11 protein-coding genes are annotated in these 18,941 nt (G+C 60.9%); 5 read left to right on the forward strand and 6 right to left on the reverse strand.

The features are described 5' to 3' along the window. Positions 1–13: 13 nt before the first annotated feature. Positions 14–1,531, reverse strand: a complete 1,518-nt coding sequence (locus BGE01nite_RS23110) for a sulfatase (protein ID WP_146854176.1) — start codon at positions 1,529–1,531, stop codon at positions 14–16. Between the two features lie 105 nt (positions 1,532–1,636). Between BGE01nite_RS23110 and BGE01nite_RS23115 the strand changes: the two genes are divergently transcribed. Beyond that, positions 1,637–2,827 carry a M14 family metallopeptidase gene (locus BGE01nite_RS23115; protein WP_170266998.1) on the forward strand — a complete coding sequence of 397 codons (1,191 nt, stop codon included), beginning with the start codon at positions 1,637–1,639 and terminating at the stop codon, positions 2,825–2,827. Between the two features lie 381 nt (positions 2,828–3,208). Here BGE01nite_RS23115 and BGE01nite_RS23120 read toward each other — a convergent pair whose 3' ends face one another. The 4 genes from BGE01nite_RS23120 to BGE01nite_RS23135 form a co-directional block, all read right to left on the reverse strand. Continuing rightward, the gene (locus BGE01nite_RS23120; protein WP_146854180.1) at positions 3,209–3,502 is read right to left on the reverse strand and encodes a YunC family protein; all 294 of its coding nucleotides are present in this window, start codon (positions 3,500–3,502) and stop codon (positions 3,209–3,211) included. Further along, a complete protein-coding gene (locus BGE01nite_RS23125; RefSeq protein ID WP_146854182.1) occupies positions 3,490–4,458 on the reverse strand; it encodes a pyridoxal-phosphate dependent enzyme in 969 nt (322 codons plus the stop codon). Before BGE01nite_RS23125 ends, BGE01nite_RS23120 begins: the two co-directional genes overlap by 13 nt. Before the next feature lie 49 nt (positions 4,459–4,507). Beyond that, on the reverse strand, positions 4,508–5,149 hold the full coding sequence (locus tag BGE01nite_RS23130; RefSeq protein ID WP_146854184.1) for a 3-keto-disaccharide hydrolase: 642 nt from the start codon (positions 5,147–5,149) through the stop codon (positions 4,508–4,510). A gap of 238 nt (positions 5,150–5,387) precedes the next feature. After that, positions 5,388–6,551, reverse strand: a complete 1,164-nt coding sequence (locus tag BGE01nite_RS23135) for a Gfo/Idh/MocA family protein (protein ID WP_218033076.1) — start codon at positions 6,549–6,551, stop codon at positions 5,388–5,390. A 153-nt stretch (positions 6,552–6,704) separates the two neighbouring features. Here BGE01nite_RS23135 and BGE01nite_RS23140 point away from each other — a divergent pair, with 153 nt between their 5' ends. Further along, a complete protein-coding gene (locus BGE01nite_RS23140) occupies positions 6,705–7,343 on the forward strand; it encodes an SET domain-containing protein (protein ID WP_218033077.1) in 639 nt (212 codons plus the stop codon). 432 nt (positions 7,344–7,775) lie between these two features. On the opposite strand, the gene hrpA is transcribed toward BGE01nite_RS23140, so the two are convergent. Continuing rightward, positions 7,776–11,630 (reverse strand): ATP-dependent RNA helicase HrpA, encoded by a 3,855-nt coding sequence (hrpA, locus tag BGE01nite_RS23145; protein WP_146854186.1) that lies wholly within the window; start codon positions 11,628–11,630, stop codon positions 7,776–7,778. A gap of 177 nt (positions 11,631–11,807) precedes the next feature. Here hrpA and BGE01nite_RS23150 point away from each other — a divergent pair, with 177 nt between their 5' ends. From BGE01nite_RS23150 to BGE01nite_RS23160, 3 genes are all read left to right on the forward strand, one after another. Then, positions 11,808–12,974, forward strand: a complete 1,167-nt coding sequence (locus BGE01nite_RS23150) for a Gfo/Idh/MocA family protein (protein ID WP_146854188.1) — start codon at positions 11,808–11,810, stop codon at positions 12,972–12,974. 325 nt (positions 12,975–13,299) lie between these two features. Further along, positions 13,300–17,421 (forward strand): beta strand repeat-containing protein, encoded by a 4,122-nt coding sequence (locus tag BGE01nite_RS23155; protein WP_146854190.1) that lies wholly within the window; start codon positions 13,300–13,302, stop codon positions 17,419–17,421. Between the two features lie 244 nt (positions 17,422–17,665). Further along, positions 17,666–18,880 carry a bifunctional 3,4-dihydroxy-2-butanone-4-phosphate synthase/GTP cyclohydrolase II gene (locus BGE01nite_RS23160; RefSeq protein WP_146854192.1) on the forward strand — a complete coding sequence of 405 codons (1,215 nt, stop codon included), beginning with the start codon at positions 17,666–17,668 and terminating at the stop codon, positions 18,878–18,880. The last annotated feature ends 61 nt before the right edge of the window (positions 18,881–18,941 follow it).

Here is an 18,941-nt window from a genome sequence, read left to right on the forward strand (position 1 = left end):
ATGAGTCGGCGGATTACTTCTTCTTGCCTCTCTTGCCTTTGCCCTTTTGCATGGCGCTTTCCGCAGGTTGCTTGAACTCCTGCACGGGGAATTTCTCCCGCAAACGCTTGCTCAGCGCTTCGATCACCTGCGCATGTTCGGGCTTCGCGGCGACGTTCTGATTGTTCTGCGGATCATGGACCATGTTGTAGAGTTCGCGCTGCGTTTCCGCGCCGGTTTTGGTCCATTCGACATAGCGCCATTTGTCCGTGCGCATCGCCACGCCGAGATAGCCTTGGCCTTTGGGATACCAGCTGAAGGCTGCGTCATTCACATGCGCGGTGGGTTCTTCGAGCACAGGCTTCAGGCTGCGACCTTGAAAGCCGCTGTTCTCGGGCAGGCCGCAGAGCTCGGTGAGTGTGGGCGCGAGGTCCACGGACTGCGCCAGCGCATCCGTCTTCTCGCCCGCATGCTTCATACCGGGTTGGGAGAGGATGAGGCAGTTGCGCGTGGCGCCCTCGTAGTTGTTATGCTTGGCGCCCCACCAGGTGTGCTCGCCCATGTAGTAGCCGTGATCACTCCAGAAGACGATGATGGTGTTTTTTGCCAGACCGGTTTGCTCCAGCGCGGCCATCAGGCGGCCCACCTGCGCATCCACATAGCTGATCGCGGCATAGTAGCCGTGCAGGCACTCGCGGGCGAAAGGCTCCGGCAGTTCGCCCTCAGGCACACCGGCATACCAGCGGAAGTCAGCGCCGGAGGTCGCGGCGAATTCAGGTGCATCTTTGGGCAAAAAGTTGTTAGGCGCGAGCGTGAACTTCGACCGATCGTAGAGATCCCAATACTTCTTCGGAGAGATCCAGGGCACGTGCGGATTGGCAAAGCCCACCGCCAGGAAGAAAGGCTTGTCGGGAGTCTTCGCATGCTCCTGAAGCTGCTGGATGGCATTCGCGGCGGTGTCACCATCCAGCAGATCGTCATCACCACAGTCCACGGATTCAAAGGCGGGCACGGCCGCATTGCGGCTGCCTTTGCCCTTCTGCGGCAGCGTGATGCCCTTCGCCTTGGCATCGCCCAAATACTTCTGCACCGCAGCCTGCGTGGCAGGGCTGATGCGCGGCTTGCTGCTGTGCCAGGCGGGAACAGTCCATGAGGCATCATCATCAATGCCCACATGGTAGATCTTGCCCAGGCTGCGGGTGTGGTAGCCGTTGTCTTTAAAGTGCTGCGGCATCGTGGTGATGTCCGGCATGGTGGTGCGCAGGGTGCGACCGATCTCAAAGATCTCCGTCGTGGCGGGATACCGGCCCGTGAGCATGGAGATGCGCGAGGGCGAGCACAGCGCCTGCTGCACGTAGCTGCGCTGAAACACCATGCCGCGCTTCGCCAGTGCATCGATATTCGGCGTCTTCACCGTCGTGTCCCCATAGCAGCCGAGCTGCGGGCGCATGTCGTCACTGGCGATGAAGAGCACGTTGGGGCGCGTCTCCGCGGCCAATGACGAAACCAGAATGACGAATGACGAAAGGCAGGGAAGGAGAGTCCAGCGCATGGCGGGCTGCTAAACGAAGCGCGCGGCCACAAGTTTCAGGGAGAAGCTGAATGGAGGGACGACAATGGCCTTGCCGACCGGCGGGTCCTAGGATGGAATATGCGGATGCTCCCCCCAGCCGCCCGCTCCGTTCTGCTCACCCTTGCCTGCCTGCTCATGGCGGTCTCCTGTCGACGTCAGGAAGCGGAAAAGCCGCAGCAGTGGTCTTTCAGCGAGGAAGGGGTGACCTTCAGTGCCGACTTCCCCAGGGCTCGCCTCACGGAATGCAAGCGCCTCGCCCAAGGCGAATACGACCTGGCCGTGCGCCCGGAAGACCTGCCGGTGAACAACAGCCCCTGGTTTGCCTTCAAGGTCACCGCCACCAAGGAAACCTCCATCGTGGCGCATCTCCGCTGTATCGGCGGCACCTTACGCTATCGCCCAAAAATCAGCACAGATGGCAATCAGTGGGTCATGCTTCCCGAGGAAGCCTTCACCGAAGGTCCGCAGGAACACGAGTGCACTCTCAAACTCGAAGTCGGCCCGAACCCCTTGTGGGTCGCCGCCCAGGAGCCGGTTTCCACGGCTGAGATGAAAGCCTGGGGCCGCACACTGGAGCGCCTGCCCTTTGTGACGATGAGTGAATTCGGCAAGTCTATCCGTGGCACGGCTCTGTGGAAGCTGGACATCGGCAAAGCGGACGCGAAGCGCCATGTCTCTATCATTGGCCGCCAGCATCCGCCCGAGACCACAGGCTCATTGGCGCTCATGCGCTTCATTGAGGAGCTCGCCGGTGATTCAGAAATGGCGCGCAAGTTTCGCGACGAGTTCCATGTGCTTGTGATCCCTCTCATGAATCCGGATGGCGTGGATGCCGGCCACTGGCGGCATAACCTGGGGCATGTGGATCTGAACCGCGACTGGGGTCCCTTTGTGCAGCCGGAAACGAAGGCGGCGTCGGAGCAAATCAGCGCGCTGAAGGACAAGGGCCGCATCTTTCTGCACCTCGATTTCCACTCCACCTTCAACGATGTGTTTTACACGCCTCCTGATGATGCTCCTGCGAATCCTCCCATGTTCGCTGCGACCTGGCTGGATCGCCTGCAAAAGCGCGTACCGACCTACAAGGTGAATCGCGAAGCCTCACACACCCCCAAGACCGTCACCTCCGCCTACTGGGCCCACAAAACCTTCGTCATTCCCGGGATCACTTATGAGATCGGTGACAACACCGACCGCGCCACGCTGAAGCTCGTGGCATCTGCAGCCGCGCAGGAGATGATGGCTTTGCTGATGGAACTGAAGGACACGCCTTGAGCTTTACTCACGAGTTACGACTTTCGAGTGAGTCCGGAACAGAGGTGCAGCCGCGTAGCGGCGACTCGGTCAATAGCCGTGGGAGAGCGCAGCGAGCCCACGGAAAAAAGCAACGCACGCAGCCTCCAATCGGAGCCACGTAGTGGCGACACCTGTGGACACGATGGCGTCGGCCTATTGGGGGAGTACGAATCTGGTCAGAGGTCGCCGCTACGCGGCTGATATCCAGAAGGTGGACGTTGGTGTGATGGTCCGTGGGCTCGCTAAGGCTCGCACACGGCTATCCACCGGTCGCCGCTACGCGGCTAAGAGAAGGCGCTTGGGGGCAACGGCCATCACTATGGTGATGAGCTGCACTGTCACGTTGTAGACCAAGCTCAGTCACTGGCCCGCTGTCTGCAAAAGCAGCAGGGCATCACGCCCGCTCATGCCCTCGGTCACACCGGCTTCACGAGCGCGATCACTGAGCCGGACGATGGGGGCCGCGAGCAGGTCATCAATGGTCTTCACGCCTGTGACGATGGCCACGGCATCTCCCACACGATTCGCCACCGCGATGTCAAAGTAGCCGCAGCCGACAAAGCCGCCTGCCGCTTTAACTAACAGGATGTTGGTTCTTTCCGTCGGGACATGGACGGATTCAAAGGTGGCGCCGTCGAGGTTCAGTGTTGCCATGGAAGTTTGTCGAGGTCGAGGTTTCCGCCCGTGAGAATGAGACCGACATGACGCCCAGCGAAGCGTTCGCGATGCGCCAGGACCATGGCCAAAGGAACTGCGCCTGATGGCTCAACCACGATCTTCAGGTAGCGCCAGATGAGCTTCATGGCCTCGATGATGGTTTCTTCGTCCACCGTCAGGATGTTTGTCACGCGCGAGCGAATGATGTCAAATGTGCGGGGGCACAGCGCCGCGCGCAAACCATCGGCGATGGTGTTTGAATGCAGCAACGGCTGAATGCTGCCCGCGCGGATGGAGCGGTAAGCATCGTCTGCATTCACCGGCTCTGCTCCCACGACCCGGATGGCTGGCCGTAGCGAGGTGGCGGCGATGGCCGTGCCGGAGAGCAATCCTCCGCCACTGACCGGCGCTGAGACGATCTCCAGCCCGGTGATCTCCTCCACCAGTTCCAGGGCTGCTGTGCCTTGTCCCGCGATGACATCATTGTTGTCATAGGGATGCACCATGGCGGCACCGGTACGCTCCTGAATGTCATCCACCATTTCCTGGCGCGCTTCCAGGGTCGGCTTGCAAAGGCTGATCACACCACCAAAGCCAGCCGCCGTGTCGATCTTGGCCTGTGGTGCGTTTTCAGGCACCACGATGAAGGAAGGCACACCACGATGCCGGGCCGCGCAGGCCACCGCAGAGGCATGATTGCCCGAGGAATGGGTGACCACACCGCACGCCGCCTGCTCATCCGTCAGGCTCATGATGGCATTGCTGGCCCCACGGATCTTGAAGGAACCAGTGCGCTGGAAGTTCTCGCACTTGAAAAAGATCCTCGCACCGCAGAGCACGTCCAAGCTGGTGCTGGTGAGCACGGGTGTGCGATGAACCAGAGGCGCAATGCGAACCGCTGCGGCGCGGATGTCAGCCAGTGTCGGGACCGGGGTGGAGGCGGGAGCAGTCACGAGCCGGAGGCTAGCGAGTGTCCAAAAGCGTGGCAAGCCACACCTGCTACTACTTCAGTTCCTTGATCCGCACATTCCGATACCAGATCGGCAGCGCCTCGTCCTGGAAGGCGATGTAACCTTCGTTAGGCCGGTCGGCCATCTTGATGTCATCGAGAGAGGCATCGATGACCTTCTCGCCATTGAAGACGACCGTGACCTGACGGCCTTTGACGGTGATCGTGTAGCGGTTCCACTCGCCTGCGGGTTTCACCATGTTCTTGGACGGGCCAGTGCCATGCACAATGCCGCCGCAGTCATGATGCCCGGGCTTCTCCAGGCCATAGGTGTCCAGCACCTGCACCTCAAAGCCGCTCTTCACATGATCCTTCAGATCACCCACGCGCATGAAGACACCGGAGTTCCCCTTGGCATTGATCTTGAATTCCAGGTCGAGCACGAAGTCACCATACTTCTTCACGGTGGAAAGGTAGGCGCTGTAGCGCTGCCAGCCCTTTTCGCCCTCACGCGGATGCAGCGTGATGCTGCCATCGGTATCGACGACCCAGTTCCCGGTGGTCTGCCAGCCGGTGAGATCCTTGCCATTGAAAAGCGGCACAAAGCCCGCCGCATCCGCTGCCGGATGCAGATCCTCCGCAGACAAGGTCAAGGTCGTGGCGAGAAGGGAGAGCAGAAAAGCAAAGCGGCGCATGGTGATCAAACAAACGGCTCTTGGGCAGCCTTCTCGCACACAATGCCATTTCCAATCACCAAACCTCTTTAACCGCTGATAGGACGCTGATTGAACGCTAATACCCAAACCAAAATGGTTTTTTATTAGCGTCCTATCAGCGTCTCATGCGGTTAATCATCCCCCGTTCCCCAAACGCAAAACCGGCGAACCCTTTCGAGTTCGCCGGTCATGTTGAATGAGTCAGTTCAAGGCAGGATCAAGCATCCAGCTTGGTCCAGGCCGCATTCTTCTTGGAGGAAGCGACGACGGCTTCGATGAAGGCCATGCCACGCACACCATCTTCGATTTTCGGGAAGTCGTTCGCGGGATCGTCCTTGGCCAGCTTGGTCTTGCTGATGCGGGCGCGGATGGCGTTGGCGAAGTTCTTGTAGATGTTCGCGAAGGCCTCGAGGTAACCTTCTGGATGCGCCGGAGGTGTGCGGCCTGCGGCCAGGGCGCTCTTGCTGAGGTAGCCATTGGCGGTGCGGTAGACCTGCATCGGCTGGTCTAGCCATTTCACGAGCAGGGTGTTTGGCTCCTTCTGGTGCCACTCGATGCCGCCGATCTCGCCATACACGCGGATGTTGAGGTTGTTCTCCTCACCCACACTGATCTGGGAGCTGTGCAGCACGCCCTTGGCACCGCCCTGGAAGCGGAGGAGCACGTTGGCATCGTCATCAAGCTTGCGGCCTTTCACGAAGGCGGTGATGTCCGCGGCGAGTTCCTTGATCTTCAGACCGGTGATGTACTCGGCCAGGTTCTCGGCATGCGTGCCGATATCACCCACGCAGCCACCGGCGCCGCTTTTCTTCGGATCGGTGCGCCAGGCAGCCTGCTTCTGGCCGCTCTCCTCGAGACGTGTGGCCAGCCAGCCCTGAGGGTATTCCACCACCACCTTGCGGATCTTGCCCAGCTTGCCTTCCTTGATCATGTCGCGTGCCTGCTTCACCATCGGATAGCCGGTGTAGTTATGCGTCAGGCCGTAGATGAGGCCGGTCTTCTTCACGATGGCGGCCAGTTCTTTGGACTCCTTCAGATTCAGAGTGGCGGGCTTGTCGCTCAGCACGTGGAAGCCATGCTCCAGGGCCATCTTAGCCGGCGGGAAGTGCATGTGGTTCGGCGTGACGATGGCGATGAAGTCCATGCGCTGGTCGGCTGGCAGGGCGGCCTCGGCCTTGATCATCTCCTCAAAGCTGCCGTAGCAGCGGTCCGGAGGCAGGAAGAAATCCGCGCCGCTGGCTTTCGACTTCTCGGGGTCGGAGGAGAAGGCGCCGCAGACGAGTTCGATCTGCTGATCAATCGCGGCCGCGATGCGATGCACAGCGCCGATGAAAGCGCCACGTCCGCCGCCGACCATGCCATAACGAATTTTCCGGCTCATAGACAAAAGGGGGTCTGGGTTGGTTTGGGGTTCGGGTTGTGTTGAGGAACGAGCGGCGAGTCTGGCGCAGGGGTGGCGGGCGGGTCAAGGGCCGAGGCGGCATCCTGCATGTGAAATTCCGAGGCTGTCTTTGACTTTATGGCTGGCGGCGGCATGACATCCGCTCTCATCTCCCCCATGCCTAAAGCTCCTGAGAAAAAATACTGGGTCGTCCGCGGCTCCGCCATTCACAACCGCGGCATCTTCGCCCGTGTGGACGTCCCGAACGATGTGCCCATCATTCAGTACGTTGGCGAAAAGATCACCAAGGGCGAGAGCAAGCGCCGTGGTCTGGCCCTCGAAGAGAAGGCCAAGAAGACCGGCTGCGCCGCTGTCTACATCTTCACGCTGAACAGCCGTCATGACATCGATGGTGGCTTCCCAGGCAATCCGGCCCGCCTCATCAATCATTCCTGCAATGCCAACTGCGAGGCCTACATCATCAAAGGTGAGATCTGGATCTACTCGCTGCGCGAGATCAAAAAGGGCGAGGAACTGACCTACAACTACGGCTTCGATCTCGAAACCTGGGAAGACCATCCCTGCCGCTGCGGCAATTCCAACTGCGTCGGTTACATCGTCGACCGCAAGCATTGGAAGAAGCTCGGCCGCATCCTCGAGAAGCGGAAGGAGAAGGAAAAGAAGATCGCCGAGCTCGAAGCGCGCGCCAAGATCCTGCAGAAAGAACTGAAGGAACTCGACAAGCCCGTGAAGGCCAAGAAGGTCGTCAAGAAGGCGAAGAAAGCGGCGTGATTTTTGGAATGGCCTGAGTTCAGGCACCTCTCCAATCTTCGTGGATGCTTCAGAGTTTCATTGAGTGGTGGGCCGACATGAGTCGGCGCTCCAAGTATTTGTTATCTTTGGGTATTCTGACCCTAGATCTGATCCTGCTCCTTAATGGACGAGTTTGGATTGCTGGCTGGGCTATCGGCGCAGTTCTGCTCTTCTGCACGTTCTTCAGAGTAGCTGAGAACTGGGACTGAGACTCTTTGATATGGCACGCACAAAGTCGCGGTAGCGTCCCGGAGTGCGGGGGCAGAGATGCAAGGGCACCCTTGCATCGTCGACACCGCTCCCGTGCGCACGCCTCGCCATCTAACAACAATGACATTTCTGCGCACACAGCGGTGTCGCGCTTGAGCGCTTCCCACTGCACTCCACGACGCTTCGCGACTTCGGGGCTGGTTAGCCCAACAGCGCCTCCAGCCTTTTGATGCTCACGGGCTGCGCGGTGCCGAGTTCCTGGGCGAAGATGGAGACGCGATACTCTTCATATGCCCAGCGGAAGACCTCGTGATTGGCTTCGCTGACTTCACGCTGCCAGTCGGCAAAGTCGGAAACGGCGAGTGCTTTGTCCTTGTCCTTGGTGGCGTTCAGCGTGGCGCGCTCAGCACGCACTTGAATGGCTTTCAAGTAACGTGGCAGGTGCTGAAGCTGTGCATGTGGCGTGACCAGCAGCACATTCGGTGGCAGCAGACGAGCGAGATCCTGATCCAGGCCTGGATAACGATGCTTCGCGGCGATGATCTTGGTTTTCAGATCCTCGCAGCTTTTCAGCAGATCACGTACACGATGCGCTAGCAGCGGGAAATCACGCTTCGCATTCTCACACATCGTGTTGAAACGCTTTTGGTTCAGCGGCAGCACGGGATCCAGGCGCAGGGCATGGGCCAAAATATGTTCATGGGCCTGTTGGGAGAGAGGCGGAACCGTGCCTGCTGGCGCTGGTTTGGTGGCGATGGCATCCAGAGCGGAGAAACCTTTGATCGCAGGGATCACTCGGCCATTGTCCATGCCCCGCAGCTCCTTCTCCAGCCAGGCGATGTCCTTCCCGAGCGCCATCTCGGCAAGTTTCCGGATGGCAGCCGGTGAGGCGCGCAGGGCTTCATCAGGTGTGCGGTAAAGGCGCACATCGACCTCGCGACCTTCGCGCAAACTCAAACCTGGGTAGGCCAGCACTGGGGCTCCGGCGATTTCCTCAACAATGAGTGTCTGCGGCAGGTCGCCAAAGGTCCAGCCGGTGACACCATAGCGCTCATGCTGTTGCACGGCCTTGGCCCAGGCATTGGACTTAGGGGCCTCCTTCTTGATCTTGCTCTGCACCTCGTTCAGGTCACGGCTGGAGAGCATGGCCTTGTTGTCCTTGGCCATGACTTCTAATCGCGGACGAAGATGCGGGGGGATGCAGTCGGCGGGCCAGTCGCTGACTTTGATGTCGGCGCGGAAGATGAACTGCAGGTGCTCGGCGAGAGCGTCGAGGAAGTTGCCACGCTTCGGCTTGAACTCGCGGATGATCCTCTTGGCCGAGTTTTCCAGCGGCATGAAGACCGTGCGCTTCTGCTTCGGCAAAGCGCGTAGCAGCGTGATGATCAGTTCTTCGCGCAGCCCGGGCACGAGCCACAGTACTTCCGCATCCGTGATCTGGCTGGCGACGGGCAGGGGAACCTGCACGGTCACGCCATCATCTTCCTGGCCGGGCTTGTAGGCGTAGGCGATCGGTAGCACGCTGTTTTGCACCTGGGCCTGATCCGGGAACTGCTGAAGGTCCGCGCTGAGGTCATCACCTCCGGTGAGATCTTCCTCACGGGCGACGAGGAAGTTTGGCTCCGTCTTGATGCGCTCGTTCACCAGTTTGTTCAGGTCATGAACTGAGGAGAGTGAGAGCCCGTGAAGCTTCACGCGATAAAACTCGAAGAGCTTTTCCTCGATGGCATACACGCGTGAGCTGCGTACACGGGTCAGCGCGGCCTCGAGCCGAGCACGAAGCTTTTGGTTAAGCTCAAAGAAGCGCTGCGGCACATAGGCGCCTTCTTCCAAAAGGGCTCCACGAATAAAGATATGCGTGGCACCGAGAGGATCGATTTTCCCGAAGTCGATCTTCCGGCGCATGATCTCCAGCCCATGGAGAATGAGGCGCTCATTGACGAGCACGCGGCCTGCCTTCGCACTCCAGTGCGGCTCGGCGTATTTGCGCTCGAGCAGATGCTCACCCAGTTCTACGGCCCATTCGGGATTGATGCCCGCGACCGTGCGCGCGAAGAGTTGCGAAGTCTGCACGATTTCCGCCGCCACCATCCAAAGAGGCTGGCGTGTCTTTTCCTGGCCAGGCTTCGCGTTCTTGTCCCGGCGCTCATAGAGCTGCGAGCCTGGGAAAATCGTCACCTCACGATTGCCGGCCGCCTTGTACATATTGCGCTCCTGACGCAGCGCGATCTGACCGAGATGACCGGCGAGGATGGACTTGTGGAGCAAATCTGAACCGTTCGACCTCTCTGGCTTGGATGCAGCGGCGGACTTGGCCTCAATGACCATCGAAGCATTCAAATCGGCCAGGCCACGAACTGCATTCGGAGCCTTGCCAGTGTTTGGAGCTTCTTTGGTCATTGGCGGCCTTGGACCTTGATCCTTCTGGCCGCGTCTCGTTTCTCCAAACGTGTCCCTCAACTGCGCCCAGACATCCCGCCACTCCGTCATGCGGGTGAAGGACATGAAGTTTTCGCGGCAGAATTTTCTCAGCGCATTCTTGCCGTTGCCCTGTGGATCGGGAGAGGCGTTCCAGATCTTCAGGAGCGTCATGAAGTCGCTCTCGGGACTGGCGAACCTTTTGTGCGCGGCGTTGGCGAGCTCTTTCTTCTCCTCTGGGCGGTCACGTGGATCAGGAATGCTGAGTCCAGCGGCGAGAATGAGCATGTCATCCAGGCAGCCTTCATGGCGGGCCTGCAGCAGCATGCGGCCCAGCGTGGGATCCAGAGGGAGGGCGGCGAGCTCGTGCCCGCGTTCGGTCATCTGATGCGTGTCTGTGAGGGCACCGAGCTCATGCAGCAGATCATAACCGGCACGCACAGATGAGCTGCTAGGCGGTTGAAGGAAAGGGAAGTCCTCGATCTCGCCTAACTTAAAGGCTTTCATGCGCAGGATAACCTCGGCGAGGTTGCTGCGCTGAATCTCGGGCTGGGTGAATTTCGGGCGCTTGTTGAAGTCATCCTCGGCGAAGAGCCGGATGCACAAGCCATCGCGCACACGACCTGCGCGACCCGCGCGCTGGTTGGCACTGCTTTGGGAGATGTCCTCCACCGGCAGGCGCTTCGTGCGGGTGCGTGGATTGTAGCGGCTGAGACGGGCGAGACCCGTGTCCACCACGGCCGCAATACGCGGCACGGTGATGGAGGTTTCTGCGACGTTTGTGGCGATGATCACGCGGCGTTTCGGTCCGGGTGAAAAGATGCGCTGCTGCTCATTCGAGGCCATGCGGCCAAAAAGCGCCAGCACTTCAAAGCTGTTACCGAGACGGCCCTGGAGGGCGTCGCGGCATTCGCGGATGTCGCGCTCCGTCGGCATGAAGACGAGCACGTCACCGTCCGGTGTTTCGATCAGCGCATCTTCCGTGGCGCGGATGGCAGCATCGAGATGCGTCGGATCTTCATCATCCTCGCCGACAGCGCGATAACGAATCTCCACCGGATAAAGACGGCCTGAGACCTCAATGATTGGAGCTCCGTCGAAATGACGGCTAAAAAGCTCGGTATCGATGGTCGCCGAGGTGACGACCAGTTTCAGATCCGGGCGCTTCGGCAAAAGCGTCTTCAGGTAGCCTAACAAAAAGTCAATGTTCAGCGAGCGCTCATGGGCTTCATCGAGGATGAGCATCGAGTAGTTCCGCAGCAGCGGATCACTCTGGATCTCCGCCAGCAGGATGCCGTCCGTCATGAACTTCACCTTGGTTTCCTGGCTGGTGTCATCTGCAAAGCGCATCTTGCAGCCCACCAAGCCGCCCCAGCGCACATTTAGTTCTTCGGCGACTCGCTTGGAGACTGACATGGCGGCGACTCGGCGGGGCTGGGTGCAGCCGATCTGGCCAAGGCGGGGGGAGGACCCTGAGAGTTCTTGAAGAACCTCCAGGCACATTTTCGGGAGCTGCGTGGTCTTTCCGGATCCAGTTTCACCCGCCAGAACCATCACCTGATGCCCGCGGATGGCCGCGAGGATGTCTTCACGGCGGGCGGTGATGGGCAGGTCGGCGGGGTAGCGGATCGTAAACACGGGCAGGGGAGGGCGTCTTTGCCGGAAGGGAAGGGGCTGTTCAAGTGGCGTGTTCCTGATTCGCAGGTGAGGCCCGACGAGGAAGAGAAGAAAAAGGTTGCTCAAGATCATATATGATCTATGACTTGCGCTCGTTGGCCTCTGTGGCCTAGTCGCGTCTTAACCTTTTCCAACCTTATGACCATCCAGCGCATCGGCATCATTCTCAACGGCGTCACGGGACGCATGGGCACGAACCAGCACCTCGTTCGCTCCATTCTGGCGATCATTCGTCAGGGCGGCATCCGCATCTCCGATGATCTGACGCTCATGCCGGACCCGATTTTGACGGGCCGCAATGCGAACAAGCTCCAGGAGCTGGCTGCCAAGCATAGCTGCGCCAAGACCGGCCCGCTGAAGACCAGCACGGATCTCGATGCGGTGCTGAAGGACCCAAACTATCCGATCTTCTTTGATGCCTCGGGCACGCTCTATCGCGCGAAGTTTGTGGAGATGGCCGCAGCAGCAGGGAAGGCGATCTATTGTGAGAAGCCGACGGCTGTGGAAACCGTCGAGGCGCTGCGTCTCGCGGATGTGTGCGAGAAGGCCGGTGTGAAGAATGGCGTGGTGCAGGACAAGCTCTGGCTGCCTGGCATCCGGAAGTTCTCGCTGCTGAAGTCCCAGGGCTTTTTTGGCCGCATTCTGAGTGTGCGCGGCGAGTTCGGTTACTGGGTCTTCACCGGCGAGCACGAAGGCCAGCCTGCGCAGCGTCCTTCCTGGAACTACCGCAAGCAGGACGGCGGCGGCATCATCGTGGACATGCTCTGCCACTGGCGCTACGTGATTGATAATTTGTTCGGCGAAGTCACTGGCGTGAGCTGCCTCGGCGCCACGCACATCCCGCAGCGTGTGGATGAAAAAGGCCAGACCTATAACTGTGACACGGACGACTCCTGCTACGCCACCTTTGAAACGAAGGACAACGTGATCTGCCAGTTCAACAGCTCCTGGACCGTGCGCGTGCGTCGTGACGACCTCTTCACCATGCAGGTGGACGGCACGCATGGCTCCGCCCTCGTTGGCCTGCGCAAATGCTGGTTCCAGTCGAGCGCTGGCACGCCGAAGCCCGTGTGGAATCCAGACATCGATTCCCCGATCAATCACTACGCGCACTGGCAGGAAGTGCCGGACACCGCCGAGTACGACAATGCCTTCAAGGTGCAGTGGGAGATGTTCATCAAGCACGTCGCGCTTGGCACGCCCTTCCGCTGGACCCTGCGTGAAGGTGCCAAAGGCGTGCAGCTCGCCGAGCTCGGTCTGCAGAGCTGGGCCGAGCGCCGCTGGCTGGATGTGCCAGCGCTCTAAGAGTGGCCAGCACAGTGGTAGTGACAGTTGCCCCTCCACCCTGGAGAGGATGACACCTGCATTGCGGGCGAAGGGTCTAGGAGCCAGATCTGGAGCCTACGCCCCTTGGCGCGGCCCAGTCTTTCCAAGAGCTGGCCACGGTCGAATTGTCGTCAACACGGGGAGTGGAGACTGTTGTCGAATCAGCTGGACATTGCCCCACTATGCAAGGATGGGAAGGCTAGCTGCGGGTTTCCATTCCGTGTGACACCGCAGCGCTGCATTGAGGGGCAGGGTTGAGATTCGCAGCAACATCGCATCAAGAACGCGATCACGAATCCACTCTATGAGAAACCTGTCCTCCGTTGGCACGCTGGCTTTTGCCGCACTGCTGTCCTCCGCTGCTCTTCACGCGGCAACGCCTGAGACCCCTCCCGCCATCATTCCTTGGAATGAAATTGGGGCCAAGGCCGGAGCGCAATATCATGGGAAGTCGTTGAGCGTCACGGCGGAGGGCGAGGGCGCGCGTTTGACCTGCGGATTTCAGAAGATGGAGGGCAGGGCCACCCCCGAGGGACTCTGGCTCACTTCGAGCGCGGACGGGTCACCCGGGGAACGATTTCGAGTCGCCGCCACCGGGCTGGGACGCGGTAAGATGCCGGGATCCGCGTTGACCTTGACGGGCTCGGTACGCGTCCTGGACTCGGTGGTGCGGTGGGAGCGCGCTGTACTTGCGGAGGAATATTCCGTGAGCATCGACGGCGTGCGTCAGGATTTCGTTGTCGCCCAGCGCCCCGCGGGTGAGGGCCCGTTGCGGGTGGATCTGGCTCTGACTGGCGCGCAGGCGGAGACTGCTCCGTATGGGGCGAAGCTCACGCTGCAGGGATCAAATCGCGCACTGGCCTACAGCCGGTTGCGCGTGGTGGATGCGAATGGCAAGGAACTCACCGCCACGATGCAAGTGCTGGCCCCGGACCGCCTGGCGATTTGCGTGGAAGATGCGGACGCTGCCTACCCGGTGCGCATTGATCCCACGGTTAGCGATGCCAACTGGGTGAGCATCGACCTCGCCAGCATACCGGGCGTCGGAGGTCGCGTGTATGCGGCTGTCATGGACAGCAGTGGCAATCTCTACATCGCCGGTCAATTCGGCATCGTCACCTCGGTGTTTGCCACCAACATCGCGAAATGGAACGGCAGCTCGTGGTCGGCCCTCGGCTCAGGGTTGAGCAACCCGGTGTTTAACACCGAAGTCACTTCTCTGGCCGTGAGCGGCACGACGCTGTACGCCGGGGGAAATTTCAGCATGGCGGGCGGTGTGCCGGTCAACGGAATGGCGAAATGGGACGGCAGCGCGTGGTCGTCTCTCGGGGCGGGGACGTTGAACGGCTACATCAATGCGCTGGCGGTGAATGGCACGACGCTCTACGCTGCGGGAAATGCCTCTCAGACGGGCGGGTTGCCGGGGATCACCGGTTTCATCGCGCAAATGGACATCGCCACCGGCACTTGGTCGGGCCTCGGCACGCCGGGACCCACGGGTAGCAGGGGGGTGAACCTCCCGATCCGTGCGCTGGCGTTGCGAGGCACAAAGCTCTACGTCGGGGGGTATTTCACCAAAGTGCTCGCGGGTGCTGAGATACCAGCAAGCAGCATCGCGCTATGGGACACCAGCACCAGCACTTGGTCCGCCCTCGGCTCTGGGATCAACAATCAGAACCTCGGCGTAGCAGCGCTTGCTGTGAACGACACGACGGTCTATGCCGGGGGAGTTTTCGGCACAGCGGGCGGGATCTTCGCCGGCAACGTCGCGCAGTGGGACATCGCCACCAGCACTTGGTCGGCGATGGGCTCGCAGATGGCCACGGGCAACGGAGTCAAAGCACTGGCGCTGAGCGGCACGACGCTCTACGCGGGGGGAAATGGCCCGTCGGCGGTCCACCGCATCGCGAAATGGGACGCCAGCACCGGCACTTGGTCGGCCCTCGGCTCGGGCACGGCGGGCAACAGCCCGAATGTCAATGCGTTGGCGGTCAGTGGCACGGCGCTTTACGTCGGGGGAGAATTCACCTCGGCAGGAGGGATTGAGTCCCGCGGCCTCGCGAAATGGGAAGATAGCACCGGCACTTGGTCGGGGTTCGGGGCAGGGATAAACGCCCAAGTCACGGCGCTGGCGGTGAGCGACACGAAGCTCTACGCCGGGGGTGCTTTCACTGCGGCGGGCTCGGTGTCGGCCAGTGCCATCGCGCAATGGGACGGGACCGGCTGGTCGGCGCTCGGCTCGGGGATCTACGGTCAGGTCCTCGCGCTGGCGATTGACGGCACGACGCTTTACGCCGGGGGAATCATCACCACGGCGGGGGGGGCGTCGGCGAGCCACATTGCGCGATGGGACATCAGCACCGGCACTTGGTCGGCCCTCGGCTCGGGGATGAACGCCCAAGTCAATGCGCTGGCCATGAGCGGCAGCACGCTCTACGCCGGGGGGCCTTTTACCACGGCAGGCGGGATCACCGTCAACCGCATCGCGAAATGGGACGGCAGTGCCTGGTCGGCCCTCGGCGCGGGCCTCGGCACAGGCCCGGTCGACTACGGCATGCAAGTCAATGCGCTGGCGGTCAGCGGCACCACTCTCTACGCTGGGGGATGGTTCGGCACGCAGTTCTCGGTGCCGGCCGGCTCCGTCGCGAAATGGGACGGCAGCACCTGGACGGCCCTCGGCTCGGGAATGGACCGCCATGTCGATGCGCTGGCGGTGATCGGCACGACACTCTACGCCGCGGGATATTTCACCACGGCCAATGGTGTGCCGGCCAACTACATCGCCCAATGGAACGGCAGTACCTGGGCGCCCCTCGGCCAGGGGATGAATGATCAAGTCTGGGCGCTGGCGGTGAGCGGCACGACACTTTACGCGGCGGGAAATTTCACCACGGCGGGTGGGGCTCCTGCCAACCGCATCGCGAAATGGGAGGGCAGTGCCTGGTCGGCCCTGGGCTCGGGGACGAACTCCCGCGTCCATGCACTGGCATTGAGCGGCTCGATGCTCTATGCCGGGGGAGGGTTTGGCTTTGTGGGAGCCAACACCTTTGCACCTTACCTCGCGGCCTTGGACCTTGCGCCCCCCACCGTCACCGCCAGCACCGCAAACCTGGCGGTCACCGCCACTAGCATGGTCATCCATGGCACAGGCTTCGACTGGCAGGGCAGCCACAATACGGTGGCCTTCACCCCGTCAGGTTCAGGCGTGGTCACCTTGGCCACCTCCACCTCGCTCACTGTCACCGGGCTCACCGGCCTGACGGTTGGCCCCTTGAACGCCGTGGTCAGCACGGACGGCTGGACCAGCGGCGTCGCTGTACAAGTCGCCACCGTCATTGCCGTGGCTCCGGTGGTGACCACTCCCACCAGTGCCGACATCACTTCCACGAGCGCCACCCTCGGCGGCAGGGTCATCACCAATGGCGGGGCCACAGTCACGGCGCTCGGCGTGGTGTACTCGGTGACTTCGACCAATGCCAGCCCTCAGATTGGCGGCACCGGCGTGACCAATGTCACCGGAACCGGCACTTCCGGCGTGTTCACGGTGGATGCCACCGGATTGGCTCCTCATGTTCAGTATTCCTTTGCCGCCTACGCGACCAATAGTGTGGGCACCACTTACACCAGCCCGGCTTCGACCTTCACCACTCTCAACAATGTGGCCACGCTCTCCAGTCTCGTGTTGAGCAGCGGCACTCTGAGTCCTGTCTTCGCCAGCGGTACCCTGGAATACACCGCGAATGTCACCAGTTCGGCGAACCCCATCACCGTCACCCCCACGACGACGGACAGCAATGCCTCCGGATGGATCAGTTGGGGTATTGAAGATTATGATCGGCTGACCTCCGGAAACGCGAGCCCAGAAATCTACGTCTATCCCGGCAGCAACACCATCACCCTCGACGTGATCGCGCAGGACGGCATCACCATGCAGACCTACAGAGTGACCGTGACCCAACTGGCTGGACTCCCCGATTGGCGTCTCACCCATTTCGGAACCCTTGCGACCAGCGGAAACATGGCAGACACCGCCTCCTATGCTGGGGACGGAATCCCGAACCTCATGAAGTATGCGCTTGGCCTCAATCCGCTCGTGGCCGCGAATCCCCCTGCTCTGACGGGGGCCGTGATGGGTTCGACCGATCCCTTGCTCAATGACCGTCTGGCGATCCGTTTCACCCTCCCCAAGCCGGTGCCCGGTGATGTGACTTATACCGTGCAAGCCAGCTCCAACCTGACCACTTGGACCGACGTGGCGACGAACGTGCACGCCGGCGGATGGACATGGGTGGCGGATGAAGGATTGTCCCAATCCCACATCGTGCAAAGCGATGGCGGCAGCACTTCCACCCTCCAGGTGGGCGATCTCGTGCCCTCGATCGGCAACTCTCCGCGGATGATGCGTCTGCAGGTGACTGTACCTTAGAGCGTGGCGAGGTCACCATCGGCAAATTCGGTGGTCTGGCAGTGTTCAATCGTGCGCTGAGCGACGTCGAGCTGAAGGCCCTGCACGCCAGCGCGGGCGTGGAGAAACTGAAATGAGGGTCAAAGAGGAGCTTTTGCCCTCAAATCTCCCTGGAAATACCCGAATCAGGCTCTAACCTCACGATCCCCGAAGGTCTGGGCGTGTCGTGATCACGCCTGGGCACGGTTCTTTCCCAGCCTCCCCCATGCCAGCCAAGAAATCCCACGTTTGCCATCCTGCGGAAGCGATCATCGCGGACATTGGCGCCGGAAAAATGGTGATCGTGACGGATGACGAGGACCGCGAGAACGAGGGCGACCTCATCTGTGCCGCAGAGAAGGCCACACCTGAGATGGTGAACTTCATGGTCCGCGAAGGCGGCGGCATGCTCTGCGTGCCGGTCAGCCTGCAGATCGCCCAGCAGCTGAATCTGGAAAGCATGGTGCCGGAGAACCGCGAGGCTTTTCGCACGGACTTCACGGTGACCGTGGATGCCGCGGAAGGCATCACCACCGGCATCAGCGCGGCAGATCGTGCGCGCACCATCAACCTGCTCGCTGACCCGAAGAGCACCTCGGCGGACTTCGTTCAGCCGGGGCATATCAATCCCCTGGTGGCCAAGCCCGGTGGCGTGCTGCGTCGTGCCGGTCACACGGAGGCCTCGGTGGATCTCTGCCGTCTGGCTGGACTGCGCGAGGCTGGTGTGCTGATCGAGATCATGAATCCGGACGGCACCATGGCCCGGATGCCCGACCTCAAAAAGTTCGCCAAGAAGCACAACCTCAAGATCGGCTCCATCGCCGATCTCATCGAGTATCGCCGCCGCAGTGAAAGGCTGGTGGAGAAGCTCGAGGTCGTGGACATGCCGACGGACTTTGGTGAGTTCAAGCTGCACCTCTACCGCAGCAGCTTGGACGGCGTGCATCACATCGCCCTTGTGATGGGCGAGATCGATCCGAAGAAGCCTACGCTCGTGCGTGTGCATAGCGAATGCCTCACAGGCGACATCTTTACTTCCCGCCGCTGTGACTGCGGCAGCCAGCTCCATGCTGCCATGCGCAAGGTCTCGGAGGAGGGGCGCGGTATCATCATCTACATGCGCGGCCATGAGGGGCGCGGCATCGGCCTGCATGGCAAGATTCAGGCCTACAAGCTCCAGGAGGAAGGTCTCGATACCGTGGAAGCCAACCTGAAGCTCGGCTTCGGCATGGACCTGCGGGACTACGGCATCGGCGCGCAGATCATCTACGATCTCGGCGTGCGGCAGATCCGCCTCATCACCAACAACCCCCGCAAGATTGTGGGCCTCGACGGCCACAAGCTGGAGATCGTGGAGCAGGTGCCCATCATCTCCGAGCCGAATCCGCATAACCAAAAGTATCTCGAAACCAAGAAGAAGAAACTCGGACATAAGTTATGACCCGTTCGCCGTTCCCGGTTCACAGTTCGCAGTTGAACCAACCGGGAACCGGGAACAATGA

The sequence above is a fragment of the Prosthecobacter gellanilyticus genome (assembly GCF_007992435.1).
Taxonomy (GTDB): Bacteria; Verrucomicrobiota; Verrucomicrobiia; order Verrucomicrobiales; family Verrucomicrobiaceae; genus Prosthecobacter; species Prosthecobacter gellanilyticus.